This window comes from Rhodococcus sp. BH5 (genome assembly GCF_027583855.1).
GTDB classification, from domain to species: Bacteria; Actinomycetota; Actinomycetes; order Mycobacteriales; family Mycobacteriaceae; genus Rhodococcus_F; species Rhodococcus_F qingshengii.
Genome location: NZ_JAJHVW010000019.1, coordinates 44,987 through 58,435, shown reverse-complemented (window position 1 = coordinate 58,435; position 13,449 = coordinate 44,987). Strand labels below are relative to the sequence as shown.

Genomic DNA, 13,449 nt, shown 5'->3' with positions numbered 1-13,449 from the left:
GATCACATCACCCTCGGACGGCGTCCCGTTACTGATCGTCCGAGTCACCTTGTACCCGTCGGAATTGAACTCCGCCGTCACCGGAGCCGCACCAGCAACCCCGACACCCGCAACCACCGCGAAGCCCGCAGAAACAGCAAAAACACTCAACCCACCGACAACACGACGAACACCACTCACGGACATCCAGATCCCTCTCGACAACGGGGCAGACAGGCGTCCAGGACAAGCGTCCGTCTGCTTTCGATGCCGTGACGTTATCCCATTGACTGTAAAGTAACTACGCTTTTCGCAGATTTAGTTCATCGGCGACATCGCCGAACTGCAGTAACAGTGGGCTGAACGTCCCGCACCGCACATCTGGATGCGTTCTTACCTGCGCTAAAGACAAAACAGTCGCCCGAAAATAGCGATTTACAAATCTCTGATATCGGCGTCATATTCGATTTCGGGCGTGATGCCAGAAGGTCGCAGGAGCCTCGAAGATCTCTCTCGGCTACAGGCTTGCGGCCAGAGCCAACTCGACCCGAACAGCAACGTCGACGCTCGCGTTCTCACACGAGAGATACAGCTCGTGCGCGTCCAGTCGGCCTATCGCGACCGCATCGGCGACTACTTCGTTGAGCAGGACTTGAGAAATTCCACCGGAAGCGAGGTCGTGCACGGTACGCAAAGGCGTGGTGATGCGGATGGGCCCGATCTGTTCACACTCGTCGTCCGCGAGCGGCAGTCGGTGCAGCGCTACCTGGCGGGTCGGCGCCGCGAGAGGGTGCGCAACGGAGAGGTGAATGAAGCGAGGTTGCAGGTGCCCGAGGCCATGCAGATCTGCGGCACTGTAGTGCGAGACGGTGGCGCTACCGGCGAACCACGTGCACCACTTCGCGAACTCGTCCAAGGCGGTATGTCTGACGCGTTCGAGGCGAAAAAGCCCGCGGCACTCACATGTCCATGTTCCGGATTCCGTCATTTCTTCCATCAACGCCAGACCGAAACCCAGTTCGGATGCCTGGAGAGCCGTGACAAATCCGCACTGTCGCAGCGCCAGCAACTCGAGTGATTCGTAGTCCGAAGCCATGACCACCTCCGGCGACCGTCGAAAACGCCGTTTCGAACAGACTACGGGCGAGTGTGTCGCGCATCACAGGAATGAGGAAGTGCGTATTCACAGAGTTCGTTCAGACTCGTCGGGAAGAATCTGGCGAATGACTGTCGCAGCGAACAACCCTCGTCCGCGCAACCGAGTGCTCATCATCCTTCTCGTGGTGATCGCCGTACTCGTCGCGGCGCTCGTCGGTGGAGAACTGTACGTACGCAACCAGGTGAAGACCTGCATGGCCGATCAGTTCCAGAGCGAACTGGGATCCCAGGTCGACGTCGGGTTGAGCTGGAAGCCCGTACTCCTGCAGGCAGTCGACAAGAAGGTGCCGTACATCAGCATCGACAGTGACGACTCTTCGTTCGGCCCCGCAACGGGAATGCAGGTTCACGCGAAGGTGAACGACATCAACTTGCAGCCCTCGGCGGGCAACAGCGGCACCATCGGCAGCTCCAGCGCCGACGTCACCTGGTCTACCGCAGGCATTCTCGCCACCTTGCAGGAACAGACCTTCGGCGGGCTCGTCTCCGGCGTCACCGCCGACTCGAGCGCCGGAACACTCGCGTTCGACGTCGGTCCGGTCGGGCTCGCGAAGCTCACGGTCAAGCCCACCGTCACCAACGGTGTGGTCGACGTCCAGACCGTCGGCGCCGAGATTCTCGGATTGGGTCTGCCGACCGATCTGGTCGACGGCATCGTCCAGACACTCACCGACAGCCTGCAGACCTACCCGCTGGACATGAAGCCCACGAAGCTGACCGTCACCGACGACGCTATCCAGATCTCGTTGGAGGGCGGCGCTTACGCCATGCCCGTCGCCGACGCGAACAACCAGAACACCTCGGCGGTTCCGGACAGCTGCGGCCTGCTGACCTAGTCGGCCAGACCGTCCAATACTGCTCGACTTCCGGATAGTCCGAGGCGGGTGGCGCCGGCCGCGATCATGTCGAGCGCTGCCTGCGTCGTACGTATTCCGCCACTGGCCTTGACTCCCACGCCCGGGCCGACCGTCTGCGCCATCAGTGCGACGGCCTCGACCGTCGCTCCACCCGCGGGGTGGAAGCCGGTGGAGGTCTTGACGAAGTTCGCCCCGGCACGCACAGCTGCGCGGCAACATTCGACGATGGCCTCGTCGGACAGCGCTGCGGTTTCGAGGATCACTTTGAGGATCGCACTCTCCCCCATCGCCTCGCGGACGGTGAGGATATCGGCCAACACCGCGCTGTAGTCGCCGGCGACCGCCGCTCCTACGTCGATGACCATGTCGATCTCGGCTGCGCCTTGATCGACGGCCAGTCGCGCTTCAGCACCCTTGACCAGCGAATGATGCTTCCCCGACGGGAATCCGACGACGGCCGCCGTCACAAGTCCCTCGGCGCGAATCGGCAACATCGACGGCGAGACACAGACAGCCAGCACACCGAGGCTGCGTGCTTCGTCGATCAGGGCGGTCACATCGGCCGCGGTGGCTTCGGGTTTGAGGAGAGTGTGGTCCACCATCGCGGCAACCTGGGAACGAGTGAGTGCAGCTTCAGACATGTTGGAAAGCTTGGCACACCACCACACGACCGTCGCTGCAGCCGCACCTGAGAGACTAGGCCGCATGACCGCTGCACCATCGATCGATGATCGTCGCTATGTTCTGTCCCTCGGCTGCCCCGACACCACGGGCATCGTCGCACGCATCTCGACCTTTCTCACCGACGTCGGTGGATGGATCGTGGAGGCTGCATACCACGCCGATGCCGACACCGGATGGTTCTTCACGCGTCAGGCGGTCCGTGCATCGTCGGTGAGCATGAGCATCGACGAGCTTCGTGAACGGTTCAAAGCTGTTGCGGCCGAGATCGGTCCGGAAACCGAGTGGACTCTTCACGACTCCGGCGCACCCAAGAAGATCGTGTTGCTCGTGAGCAAGGAAGGTCACTGCTTGCATGACCTCCTTGGCCGCGCCGCGGGCGGGGAACTCCCCGCAGAAATCAGCGCCGTCATCGGAAACCACGAAGATCTGCGCAGTGTCACCGAGCGCCACGGGATCGACTTCCACCATGTTCCGTTCGCCAAGGACCCGGCAGAACGGGGACCGTCCTTCGAGAAGGTTCGCGCCCTGGTCGACGCTCACAATCCCGACGCCGTGGTTCTTGCCCGATTCATGCAGGTGCTGCCCGAATCACTGTGCGAGCACTGGGCCGGGCGCGCGATCAACATCCACCACAGCTTCTTGCCGTCGTTCATCGGTGCCCGCCCCTATCACCAGGCGTTCGCCCGCGGCGTGAAGTTGATCGGCGCCACCTGCCACTACGTGACCGCCGAACTCGATGCCGGTCCGATCATCGAGCAGGACGTGATCCGTGTGGACCACGCCGACGATGTCGCCGACATGGTCCGTCAGGGTCGAGACATCGAAAAGCTCGTACTCTCCCGCGGACTGCGCTGGCACCTCGAGGATCGTGTGCTGGTCCACGGGCGCAAGACGGTCGTCTTCAGCTAAGGCTGATCAGCAGGCAAGAGGGCAAGGACCTCCGGTACCGGCCGGAGATGTGCGGCCAGAATTTCGAGAGCCTTGTCTGCATCGGATTCGTCCAGCGCCGCAACCAAGGCGCGGTGCTGGGCATTGATCGTGTCGAGGCGGTGCGGTCCCACGTTGAGTGCGCGCACCGCAACTCTCTGCTGCCGTGACCGCAGCGACTCGTAGAGTTCGGTCAGTACCGAGTTCTGAGCAGCTCTGACCATCGCAAGATGGAACTGCCGGTCGAGACCGGAAACCTCGAACCAATCACGCTCGCGCCCTGCTGCTTCCATCGGTTCGATCAGCTCGATCATCGACGTCGGTGCGCCGAAGCCTCGGGCGCACAGCACAGTCACCGCGTGACCCTCGATCAGTTGCCGGCTCTGGTAGACCTCTTCGAGCTCTCGGGCCGTCACCGTTCGTACCTGCGCACCCTTGCGCGGCAGGAGGGTGATGAACTTTTCGGCGGCGAGCCGATGGAATGCCTCTCTGACCGGTGTTCGGGACACTCCCATGGTTCCGGAGACCCACAGCTCGTCCAGGAATCGGCCGCCCTCGATCGATCCACGAATGATCTCGTCCCGCAACCAGACGTAGACACGGTCGCGTGCCGGCCCCTGGGCGGCTGACGGGTCGGCAGTTGCCGGTGTCGACATCACAATCCCTTCGCACTGGCGTCCGCCGGGTTGACGAACTTGTAACAAATTCATCATACCGACTCTGGACACACCAAGTATTCACTGTGTATACATGACGTATACGACAGTTGTGCGGGCCGTCACACGATCCGATCAGTCGTAGAATCCCAACTGCCAAGGAGCCCACCAGCATGTTCAGCACTCCCGCCGACCGCCGTCACGCGATCTGGCTGTCCGATCCGAGCTTTGCCGCAGCAGAAATCGCGCGCGGACTCGGCTACGGCGCGGTGATCCTCGACATCGAACACGGGTCGTTCGACCTTGCCGACCTCGAGCGATTCATCCCCTTCCTTCGCGCCCTGGAAATGGAGGTTCTCGCGAAAGTCCTCGGACCCGAGCGCGGACCCATTCAGCAGGCTCTGGACTTCGGCGCTACTGCCGTTGTCATTCCACACATCGAAAATGCTTCTCATGCAAAGGAAGTCACTGCGTTCGCCAAGTTCCCACCGCTCGGTGATCGCAGTTTCGCGGGCGGACGCACGACCAACTACGGCGGCTTCACCGACGACTGGGTCCGTCGCCAGGACACGTCCACTCGCTGCTACCCGATGATCGAAGACGCGGGAGCAATCGAGAACATCGCGGACATTCTGGCACTGGAGACCGTCGACGGCGTGTTCGTGGGCCCGTCTGATCTATCGCTGCGCCGAGAACGCGGTGCGTACACACGCACCGACGGCGATTTCGCCGACCTCGCTATCGTTGCCGCAGCGGCAGCCGAAGCAGGCAAGCCATGGGTGCTGCCGGCGTGGAGTGTGGAAGAGAAGGAATTCGCCGTCCGACACGGCGCTGATCAGATGGCGTTGATTATGCAGCACGGTGCCCTCGCCGCCGGCTTCGCCGGACCGCTTGATCAGATCACTCGGATTCGGGAGTCTCGATGACAACACAAACCTCGGAGCCCGGCTCGTCACCGACGGAGACGGCCGTCCCGCAGAAGATCGGCCGTGCTCGTTGGGGTATCGCCGGAGTACTCGGTGTCGGCATGTTCGTCAACTACATCGACCGCGTGAACCTCTCCATCGCCGCACCGGAGATCATGCGCGACTTCGACATCAGCGCTTCGCAGATGGGAATGGTCTCGTCCGCGTTCCTGTGGACGTACGCCATGCTCCAGATGCCGATCGGTTCGTTCATCGACCGCATCGGCGTGCGGTGGGTCAATCGAGCTGCCGCGTTTCTCTGGGCCGTGGCGTCGTTCGCCTCCGCTGCGGCAGGTGGACTGGGAATGCTCCTGGTCGCCCGACTCGTCCTCGGTGTCGGCGAAGCGCCTACTGTCCCAGCCGGCTGGAAAGCAATCGGCCAATGGTTCCCGAAGCAGGAGCGCGGGACCGCGACTTCCATCTTCGACGGGTGCGCCAAGATCTCGAACGTGATCGGCATCCCGATCATGGCGTTCTTGGTCACGACGTTCAGCTGGCACGCGGCCTTCATCTTCACCGGCATCCTCTCCGTGGCCTACCTCGCGATTTGGTGGCTGCTGTATCTGACGCCCAAAGAGGCACTGGCGAAAGGTCGGCTGAGCCAAGCGGAGTTCGACTACATCCGCGAGGGCGGCGCCGAAGACGAGGACGCAGAAACCAGCGGTTCGCTCAATGGTTTGGGCTACCTCCTGCGGCGACGCAAGACTTGGGGACTCGCCCTCGGGTACGCGTCCTATACGTACGCCTACTACGTGCTCTTGACCTGGCTCCCCGCCTACTTGGAGAAGAGTTTCGGGGTCAACCTCCTCAAGGGCGGCATCTACACGATGATCCCGTGGCTCGTCGCCGTGATCGCACAGTTCCTCATCGCCGGCATCCTGATGGACAGGTGGTTGGCCAAAACGGGTGACGTCACCAAGGTCCGCCGTACGGTCCTCGTGGTCAGCCTCCTGGCATCACTTGCTGTCACGGGAGCGGCATACGCGGGATCGATCGCAGTCGCCCTGATCTTCCTCTCGATCGGAGCCGCAGGACTGGCAGTGTCGGTCCCCGCAGGTTCGTCCATCGTGGCGCTTATCGCGCCGGAGGGATACACCGGGTCGCTCGGCGGCATCGTCAATTTCGTGGCGAATCTGCTCGGAATCGCGGCGCCCATCGTGACCGGCATGGTGGTCGACGCCACCGGTTCGTTCGCCGGCGCGTTCATCGCGACCGGTGCGGTACTCATCGGTGGAATCTTCTGTTACACCGTGGTGCTCGGCAAGATCGAGAGAATGCCGGCGCCCCAAGCCCAGAAAGGCACAACCACATGGTCGACGTAGCAATCGCACAGTACGCCCCAGGACTCGACAAGCAGTCGAATCTCGAGCAACTCACGAAACTGGCAAGCGAAGCGGCGGAATCCGGTGCTCGCATCGTGGTCGCTCCCGAGTACGCGATGTTCACGGCTCCGAGCATGGACTCACGTTTCGTCTTGACCGCCGAGTCGCTCGACGGCGAATTCGTCTCAGCGCTGGCAGACCTCGCAACAACTCTCGGTATTCACATAGTCGCCGGGATCAACGAGGCAGTTACGGGCTCCGACAAGATCTCGAACACCTTGGTCGCCCTGGCCCCGAAACTCGGTGTCGTTGCGATCTACCGAAAACTGCACCTGTACGACGCTTTCGGTTACAAGGAATCGGACGTCGTCCGTGCCGGTGAGATTTACGACCCCGAAACCTTTGTCGTGGAAGACGTCCGGTTCGGTCTTCAGACTTGCTACGACCTTCGCTTCCCGGAAACGACACGACGGATCGTCGATGTAGGCGCCGACGTTCTCCTCCTCCCGGCAGAGTGGGTGCCCGGCCCGTTGAAGGAAGATCACTGGACAACTCTCGTCCGCGCCCGCGCGATCGAGAACACGATCTACGTCGCGGCGGCCGACCAATGCGCACCGGCGGGATCAGGCGCGAGCATGATTGTGGATCCGATGGGCGTCATCGTCGCATCTCTGGGAGAACGCGTGGGTATGGCGACTGCAACCGTCTCCCTCGAACGAATCGCGGAGGTTCGGATGAAGAATCCGGCTCTCGAACTACGCAGATTCGGAGTCACCGCGCGCTAGAGATTGCGCAGTCGCACGATTTCCTTGTCGAACTCGTCGATGTTCTCGATCGACGACATGTGACCGACGCCCGGCAACACGATCAACCGTTCGAGGTTGCCGGCGTCGTCGAGGACTTGCGCAAGCTTGCGCGCATGGACCGGCGGAGTGAGCCGATCGAGCGAACCGACGAGCACGGTGGTCGGCACTTCGAGATTGTCGAGTCCCTCGTGAATGTCGAGGGTGCTCAGCGCTGCTCCCCAACCTCCACGGATGCGGGGCTTGCACTCACGAACGATGTTCTCGCAGAACTGAATCTCGGCCTTGGTCGCGTTCGGTGACATCGAGACGTACTGGATCGCCTTCGTCATGGCGCCCGAGGAGACGAACGGAACGGGCGAACTGAGGATGGCGCGGCCCACGGGGACCGGCACGCGAGGGAAACGATTAGGCAGTGGGATGACCGTGGTCTCGGCGATCAACCTTTCGCTCGCGGTGCTCGCGAGCATGACCGCCGACGCGTACTTCTTGACCTCGTCGGGGTGACGACCTGCCCAGGCGATGATGCTCATCCCGCCCATGCTGTGACCGACGATGACGGCCTTCTTGTCCTCGCGAACCGTGGCCGCCAGCACTGCAGAGAGATCGTCGGCAAGGACGTCCGGGCCGAGCGGAAGATTGCCGACGGTGCTGCGGCCGTGACCGCGCTGATCGTAGGTGATGACGCGATATTCGCCGGCAAGCGCATTGACCTGCGGGTACCAGAATTCGGTAGAGCACGTCCAGCCGTGACTGAGAACGATCGGATCGCCGTCGACGGGACCGTAAGCCCGGACATTGATGATCGCACCGTCGTCGGTGGTCAGTTCGCTGATGTCAGCTTTGAGAGTCGGAGTCTTCAGGAGTGCATTGGGCTCGACGTCGCTCGAAAGAGTCAACCCACGCGTGGATCGCCGATGACGGATCCCAGCGACGGCCGCGACGAGTGCTCCCACTCCGACGGCGCCTGCCAGTACTCGAAGCTCTGTGGTGCGCGAACGACTGGACATGCATTTACCCCTGACTGCTGCTGACGACAGACGGATGCAATCTATGTGTGACTGCCGTTAACCGACACTATCACTCGAACAACGCCCGTTGTCAGCGTTGGAGAGAAGAGTGGGGCAGCACACCATGAGCCGGGAACCACGGCTCGGAATGAGCGGGAGTGCGGCAAACTACCAGCGAGAACCGCCGTGCTGAATGTCGTCCACCCGCGGGCGAACGTCGACGAGATACACGCACACTGCAACGACCGCGATGATGCCCAGGAGCCCGACAGGGGACGTCGCCAAGAGGATCAACGCCGCGACGATCAGAATTCCCAGCCAGATCGGCTTGGTCAATTTGTTGACCGCGGTGAAAGCGTCAGGACGCTGCCTGACGGCATGAACGATCGCGTAGACAGCACCCACCAATGCGAGCACTTTGAGTGCGAGAAAGATCAGACCGACTAGCCCATCGACTTGAGTCACAACTACATCCTAAGTTCTCATCCGGTTCCCGACGAACACGAAGGCTCCCACACTCGGCTGAGCGCGGGAGCCTTCGTCAGGTGGAGCTGGGCAAATCAGGCCTTCTTGGCCGGAGCAGCCTTCTTGGCCGGAGCCGGTGCGGTGGCCTTGGCCGGAGCAGCCTTGGCGGGTGCAGCCTTGGCCGGAGCGGCCTTCTTCGCGGCGGTGGTCGCGCGCTCCTGGACGTCGGAAGCAGCAGCGGTCACGCGAGCGGCAGCTTCCTTGGAAGCCTCGTCAGCCTGGTCACCGAGGTCGAGGACCTTCAGTGCAGCCTCGTCGCCTGCGTCGGCGATCTTCTCACCGGCGTCAGAGATCTTCTCGCCGACCTCTTCTGCGGTGTCGGAGATGCGTCCGGCAGCGCGGCCGGCCAGCTTGGCAGCCTGCTCGCCCACGGCGCGCGTCTGACGAGCAACGGTTCCGAGTGCGTCTTCGGTCAGCTCGACGGCGTCGCCGAGTGCCGACTCTGCAGCAGCGATGCCTTCTTCGACTGCGGGCTGCTTGCGGATGCGCTCGACTGCGTCTTCGCCACGTTCTGCGAGGGAGTTGTACAGATCTCCGGCAACCTTGAGGTATGCCTCGGCGACCTTGCGGAGTTCCTCGGGTGAGAACTTCTCGCGCAGCTCGGCAAGCTCTTCGGGCAGCTCGGACGGCAGGCCGGCGAGACGCTCGCGCAGCGCATCGACGCTCTCGGCAACGTCACCCTGGACGGAAGCGAGCTTCTCGCGAGCACCGTCGACACGGCCGTTGACATCGCCCTGGGTGTTCTCGGCGCGCTCACGAACCTGAGCAACTACATCGGCCACGGCCTGGACAACCAGGTCGCCTGCGCCGACGGCGGCGTAGAGCGAGGTCTTGACGCTGTCGATGGCGTTCTTGTCAGTCATCTTGTTCTCCTAGTGAAGTCTCGGTGTCTGGAATTGCGGCCGATTCAGCGAAATCGGGCGCTGCGGCTGGTCTTGACGACTCGTTCTCGCGACAGAACGAGTCGTAGATTTCGAGCAGTACTTGCTTCTGCCGTTCGTTGATGGCCGTCTCGGCCAACACCGCGTCCCTGATGGGACTGTGCGGGCGTTGCTCGAGATATCCCGCTTGGACGTACAGCACTTCTGATGAGACTCGAAGGCCCTTGGCGATTTGCGCCAGTACGTCCGCCGACGGTTTGCGCAATCCGCGTTCGATCTGACTCAGATACGGATTGCTGACGCCGGCGAGTTGAGCGAGTTGGCGCATCGAAACTTGGGCGGCTTCCCGCTGTGCACGAATGAACCCCCCGATGTCGTGTGCCGCAGAGCTGACGACGCGAGCTGCCAAGTCGCTTGCTCCGGCTGCGGCACCGGATGATTCACGATCTCCGTCATCGGAGTTCGTCGACTTCGCTGGCATTGCGTCCTCCCTTTCCAGTGGACATTTCCCAGGATAGGAGAGGGTGCTAACTATTGCAAGCACTACTGCTAGCACTCGTGGTGGACGTCACATACTGGACAGCTCAGCCGAAGATGAGCGTCGAAATCGTGTAGATCAGCAGTCCGGCGATCGAGCCCACAACGGTGCCGTTGATACGGATGAACTGAAGATCTCGACCGACCTGCAACTCGATCTTCTGGCTCGCTTCGTCGGCGTCCCACCGCTCGACGGTGTCACTGATGACTCCAGTGATCTCGTCGGTGTAGTTCTCCGCGATGTACTTGGTGCCCTGCACCAGCCAGCCGTCGACCTTCTCACGCATGGACTCGTCGTCACGCAGCCTGACTCCGAAGCCGGCGACGTTCTCGGCGACCTTGGTCCGCAGGGTGCTGTTCGGATCGTCGACGGACTCCATGATGAGCCGCTTGGCAACCTGCCATGTCGACGACGCCAGACCCGTCACTTCCTCGCGACCCATGATCTCGGCCTTGATCCCCTCGGCCTTCTTGATGGTCTCCGGGTCGTTCTGCAGATCATCGGCGAAGTCGATCAGGAAGCGGTTGGCGGCGAGGCGTACCTCGTGTTCGGGGTTGGAACGGACCTTCCAGGTGAACTCGACGAGTTCCTTGTATATCTTCTCCCCCAGCATGGCGTCGACGAACTTCGGCGACCACGCGGGCGAATCGCGAACGATCACACGATCGATCGTCTCCTGGCTGCCGAGAGCCCACTGATGTGCCCGCTCGGCAAGCAATTCGATGATCGGCAGTTGCTTGTTGTCCTTGAGAAGTTCACCGAGCACTCGGCCGATCGGCGGTCCCCACATGGGCTCGGCCAGACGCTTCACGATCGTGTTGTCGATGATCTGGGCGATGTCCTCGTCGCGAAGAACCTCGACCATGCCGCGCAAGACCGTCGACGTCTCGGCGGCGACGCGAGCGGCGTTGGCAGGTTCGGCCATCCACGTGCCGAGCCGCAGCGGAATCTGCGCCTGCTGCACCTTGGCCGACACAACCTCGGGAGCCAGGAAGTTTTGACCGACGAATGAGCTCAGGCTGGCTCCGAGCTGGTCTTTCTTACGCTTGATGATGGCAGTGTGCGGGATGGGAAGGCCCATCGGATGACGGAAGAGCGCGGTGACGGCAAACCAGTCGGCAAGCGCGCCGACCATGCCTGCCTCGGACGCGGCCCGGACGTACCCGACCCACTCTCCGGCGCCGCGGGATTCCTGCCACCGGCAGAAGATGTAGACCACCGTCGCGAAGCCCAGAAGGCCAGTAGCGAAGACCTTCATCTTGCGAAGGTCCCGACGCTTGGCGGCGTCGTCGAAGGCGGAGAGGCTCAGTTGCTGCACCCTCGCCATTGTGCCGAAAGGTGTGACGCGGCGTAGCGCGAGCGACACGAAGTCCGATTCTGCAGGACCTAATCCCCCGAACTGCGGATGTGAGTGCCCGAGATAAAGGCGCGGACATTAAGCTGGACCGGAAAGTAGACCGATCGGACGTGGCTCGCACCACAGATATGAGATGACTCGTGGCCAAGAATGCCGTGCAGGACAACGAGCAGGTAGACGGCCCAGTCGTTGCTGATGCGAAGCCCGAGAAATCCGACGGTCGGAAGCGTCGTTGGCGTGAGCACAAGATCGCTCGCCGCGAGGAACTCGTCGACGGCACCATCGCCGCCATCCGCGCGCGCGGCCGTGAGATCGGCATGGACGAGATCGCGTCCGAGATCGGTGTCTCCAAGACCGTGCTCTACCGATACTTCGCCGACAAGAGCGACCTCACCACCGCCACGATGATGCGGTACGTCGAGACCATCCTGTCGCCGCGTATCTACGAAGCGATCAGTGGCGATCTCGACGATTTCGAACTCACCCAGGCGAGCATCACCGCATACGTCGAGACGGTGGCATCCGACCCCGACATCTACCTCTACGTCATGGCCAACGGCGCCGGCGCCAACCGCGACGTCGTTGCCGATTCCGAGCGCATGATCGCCGAATTGCTCTCCACGGTGTTGGGCAATCGTCTTCGCGAGATGGAGATGGATTCCGGCGGTTCGCTGCCGTGGGCGTTCGGGATCGTGGGCGGAATTCAGCTCGCGACGCACTGGTGGATCTCCAACAAGTCGATGTCCGCGGAATCGCTGATCGACTACCTCACGATGATGACGTGGGGCGGCATCACCGGCATAGCTGCGGTCAACGGATCACCGGCCAAGTTCAAGTCGGTTCCGCATCCCCTCGTCAAGCCTGCCGAGGACTGACTCGCCCGAGACCGAACTTTCGGGCCACCGGGCGCGATCCTGTGGCACTCTTTCGGCATGGCACAAGACTCGCTGTGGGAAACACCGGCCGCCAAGACCCTGCGGGCGGAGCCCGGGTTCGAACTCGATCAACTCGATCGCAACAGCACTCCGGGATTCACCGGAAACAAAGCTGACGGCGAACGTCTGCTCGAGGAGCGCGGCGCGGTTCTGTCCGACCTGCAGGAGTTGCTGTACGCCAACGGCCGGTCCGGGGACAGTCGTTCAGTCCTGCTGGTTCTGCAAGGAATGGACACCGCAGGCAAGGGCGGCATGGTCCGACACGTGATCGGTCACGTGGATCCTTCGGGAGTTCAGCACGCGGCCTTCGGCGTCCCGACCGAAGAGGAAAAGCAACATCACTACCTTTGGCGGATCAAGAAGGAACTCCCCCGCGGCGGCTATCTCGGTGTGTTCGATCGCTCCCACTACGAGGACGTCCTGGTAGTGCGCGTCCACGATCTTGTCCCGGAGGATGTCTGGAGCAAGCGCTACGACGAGATCAACCAGTTCGAAAAGGAACTCGTCGACGCCGGAACCACCATCGTGAAAGTCGCGATGTTCGTCTCGCTCGACGAGCAGAAGAAGCGACTCGAAGAACGTCTCGACCGCCCGGACAAGTATTGGAAGTACAACCCCGGCGACGTGACCGAACGCGGTTTGTGGCCTGCATATCAACAGGCGTATCAGGCAATGCTCGACAAGACGTCGACCGAGCACGCGTCGTGGTACGTCGTGCCGTGTGATCGGAAGTGGTACAGCCGCATTGCGGTAACCGAGCTACTGATCGACGCTCTGGAAAAGCTCGAGCTCGACTGGCCCCCTGCCGACTTCGACATCGAGGTGGAGAAGGCACGACTCGCACAGTCTTGA

At 62.1% G+C, this 13,449-nt stretch carries 15 protein-coding genes and 1 pseudogene; 7 read left to right on the top strand and 9 right to left on the bottom strand.

Annotated elements, in window-relative coordinates; all coding sequences use genetic code 11:
• A pseudogene (locus RhoBH5_RS29425) lies at positions 1–186 on the bottom strand (Ig-like domain-containing protein); the annotation flags it as partial.
• A gap of 310 nt (positions 187–496) precedes the next feature.
• On the bottom strand, positions 497–1,075 hold the full coding sequence (locus RhoBH5_RS29420; RefSeq protein ID WP_003941523.1) for a type IV toxin-antitoxin system AbiEi family antitoxin domain-containing protein: 579 nt from the start codon (positions 1,073–1,075) through the stop codon (positions 497–499).
• Between the two features lie 127 nt (positions 1,076–1,202).
• Here RhoBH5_RS29420 and RhoBH5_RS29415 point away from each other — a divergent pair, with 127 nt between their 5' ends.
• On the top strand, positions 1,203–1,973 hold the full coding sequence (locus tag RhoBH5_RS29415; protein ID WP_007735358.1) for an LmeA family phospholipid-binding protein: 771 nt from the start codon (positions 1,203–1,205) through the stop codon (positions 1,971–1,973).
• On the opposite strand, the gene deoC is transcribed toward RhoBH5_RS29415, so the two are convergent.
• Positions 1,970–2,635 (bottom strand): deoxyribose-phosphate aldolase, encoded by a 666-nt coding sequence (gene deoC / locus RhoBH5_RS29410; RefSeq protein WP_047268935.1) that lies wholly within the window; start codon positions 2,633–2,635, stop codon positions 1,970–1,972. The genes RhoBH5_RS29415 and deoC overlap by 4 nt on opposite strands.
• A 64-nt stretch (positions 2,636–2,699) precedes the next feature.
• On the opposite strand from deoC, the gene purU reads away from it, so the two are divergent.
• Positions 2,700–3,587 (top strand): formyltetrahydrofolate deformylase, encoded by an 888-nt coding sequence (purU, locus tag RhoBH5_RS29405; protein ID WP_003941509.1) that lies wholly within the window; start codon positions 2,700–2,702, stop codon positions 3,585–3,587.
• On the opposite strand, the gene RhoBH5_RS29400 is transcribed toward purU, so the two are convergent.
• The gene (locus RhoBH5_RS29400; protein ID WP_050793986.1) at positions 3,584–4,261 is read right to left on the bottom strand and encodes a GntR family transcriptional regulator; all 678 of its coding nucleotides are present in this window, start codon (positions 4,259–4,261) and stop codon (positions 3,584–3,586) included. The genes purU and RhoBH5_RS29400 overlap by 4 nt on opposite strands.
• Positions 4,262–4,434: 173 nt before the next feature.
• Here RhoBH5_RS29400 and RhoBH5_RS29395 point away from each other — a divergent pair, with 173 nt between their 5' ends.
• The 3 genes from RhoBH5_RS29395 to RhoBH5_RS29385 are packed head-to-tail and all read left to right on the top strand — an operon-like array spanning position 4,435 to position 7,333.
• Entirely contained in the window at positions 4,435–5,187 is a 753-nt protein-coding gene (locus tag RhoBH5_RS29395) for an HpcH/HpaI aldolase family protein (protein ID WP_162114626.1), read from the top strand.
• Entirely contained in the window at positions 5,184–6,548 is a 1,365-nt protein-coding gene (locus tag RhoBH5_RS29390; RefSeq protein ID WP_162114625.1) for an MFS transporter, read from the top strand. The genes RhoBH5_RS29395 and RhoBH5_RS29390 overlap by 4 nt, the downstream gene beginning before the upstream one ends.
• Entirely contained in the window at positions 6,536–7,333 is a 798-nt protein-coding gene (locus RhoBH5_RS29385; protein ID WP_270009182.1) for a carbon-nitrogen hydrolase family protein, read from the top strand. Before RhoBH5_RS29390 ends, RhoBH5_RS29385 begins: the two co-directional genes overlap by 13 nt.
• Here RhoBH5_RS29385 and RhoBH5_RS29380 read toward each other — a convergent pair.
• The 5 genes from RhoBH5_RS29380 to RhoBH5_RS29360 form a co-directional block, all read right to left on the bottom strand.
• On the bottom strand, positions 7,330–8,361 hold the full coding sequence (locus tag RhoBH5_RS29380; protein ID WP_021333908.1) for an alpha/beta fold hydrolase: 1,032 nt from the start codon (positions 8,359–8,361) through the stop codon (positions 7,330–7,332). The two genes, RhoBH5_RS29385 and RhoBH5_RS29380, sit on opposite strands and share 4 nt — an antisense overlap.
• Before the next feature lie 168 nt (positions 8,362–8,529).
• Positions 8,530–8,826: a DUF2516 family protein gene (locus RhoBH5_RS29375; RefSeq protein ID WP_003941505.1), complete on the bottom strand. Its 297-nt coding sequence runs from the start codon at positions 8,824–8,826 to the stop codon at positions 8,530–8,532.
• Positions 8,827–8,921: 95 nt separating this feature from the next.
• On the bottom strand, positions 8,922–9,749 hold the full coding sequence (locus RhoBH5_RS29370) for a heparin-binding hemagglutinin (protein WP_003941552.1): 828 nt from the start codon (positions 9,747–9,749) through the stop codon (positions 8,922–8,924).
• Entirely contained in the window at positions 9,742–10,248 is a 507-nt protein-coding gene (locus tag RhoBH5_RS29365; protein ID WP_003941483.1) for a helix-turn-helix domain-containing protein, read from the bottom strand. The genes RhoBH5_RS29370 and RhoBH5_RS29365 overlap by 8 nt, the downstream gene beginning before the upstream one ends.
• Positions 10,249–10,351: 103 nt before the next feature.
• Positions 10,352–11,632, bottom strand: a complete 1,281-nt coding sequence (locus RhoBH5_RS29360; RefSeq protein WP_020968906.1) for a DUF445 domain-containing protein — start codon at positions 11,630–11,632, stop codon at positions 10,352–10,354.
• Between the two features lie 170 nt (positions 11,633–11,802).
• Here RhoBH5_RS29360 and RhoBH5_RS29355 point away from each other — a divergent pair, with 170 nt between their 5' ends.
• Positions 11,803–12,537, top strand: a complete 735-nt coding sequence (locus RhoBH5_RS29355; RefSeq protein ID WP_003941527.1) for a TetR/AcrR family transcriptional regulator — start codon at positions 11,803–11,805, stop codon at positions 12,535–12,537.
• 57 nt (positions 12,538–12,594) lie between these two features.
• Positions 12,595–13,449, top strand: a complete 855-nt coding sequence (locus RhoBH5_RS29350; RefSeq protein ID WP_270009181.1) for a polyphosphate kinase 2 family protein — start codon at positions 12,595–12,597, stop codon at positions 13,447–13,449.

Coding starts and splice junctions, on each gene's coding strand:
- deoC (WP_047268935.1), bottom strand. CDS start 2,635: ATGTCTGAAGCTGCACTCACTCGTTCCCAGGTTGCCGCGATGGTGGAC.
- RhoBH5_RS29400 (WP_050793986.1), bottom strand. CDS start 4,261: ATGTCGACACCGGCAACTGCCGACCCGTCAGCCGCCCAGGGGCCGGCA.
- purU (WP_003941509.1), top strand. CDS start 2,700: ATGACCGCTGCACCATCGATCGATGATCGTCGCTATGTTCTGTCCCTC.
- RhoBH5_RS29365 (WP_003941483.1), bottom strand. CDS start 10,248: ATGCCAGCGAAGTCGACGAACTCCGATGACGGAGATCGTGAATCATCC.
- RhoBH5_RS29395 (WP_162114626.1), top strand. CDS start 4,435: ATGTTCAGCACTCCCGCCGACCGCCGTCACGCGATCTGGCTGTCCGAT.
- RhoBH5_RS29390 (WP_162114625.1), top strand. CDS start 5,184: ATGACAACACAAACCTCGGAGCCCGGCTCGTCACCGACGGAGACGGCC.
- RhoBH5_RS29380 (WP_021333908.1), bottom strand. CDS start 8,361: ATGTCCAGTCGTTCGCGCACCACAGAGCTTCGAGTACTGGCAGGCGCC.
- RhoBH5_RS29385 (WP_270009182.1), top strand. CDS start 6,536: ATGGTCGACGTAGCAATCGCACAGTACGCCCCAGGACTCGACAAGCAG.
- RhoBH5_RS29360 (WP_020968906.1), bottom strand. CDS start 11,632: ATGGCGAGGGTGCAGCAACTGAGCCTCTCCGCCTTCGACGACGCCGCC.
- RhoBH5_RS29350 (WP_270009181.1), top strand. CDS start 12,595: ATGGCACAAGACTCGCTGTGGGAAACACCGGCCGCCAAGACCCTGCGG.
- RhoBH5_RS29415 (WP_007735358.1), top strand. CDS start 1,203: ATGACTGTCGCAGCGAACAACCCTCGTCCGCGCAACCGAGTGCTCATC.
- RhoBH5_RS29420 (WP_003941523.1), bottom strand. CDS start 1,075: ATGGCTTCGGACTACGAATCACTCGAGTTGCTGGCGCTGCGACAGTGC.
- RhoBH5_RS29370 (WP_003941552.1), bottom strand. CDS start 9,749: ATGACTGACAAGAACGCCATCGACAGCGTCAAGACCTCGCTCTACGCC.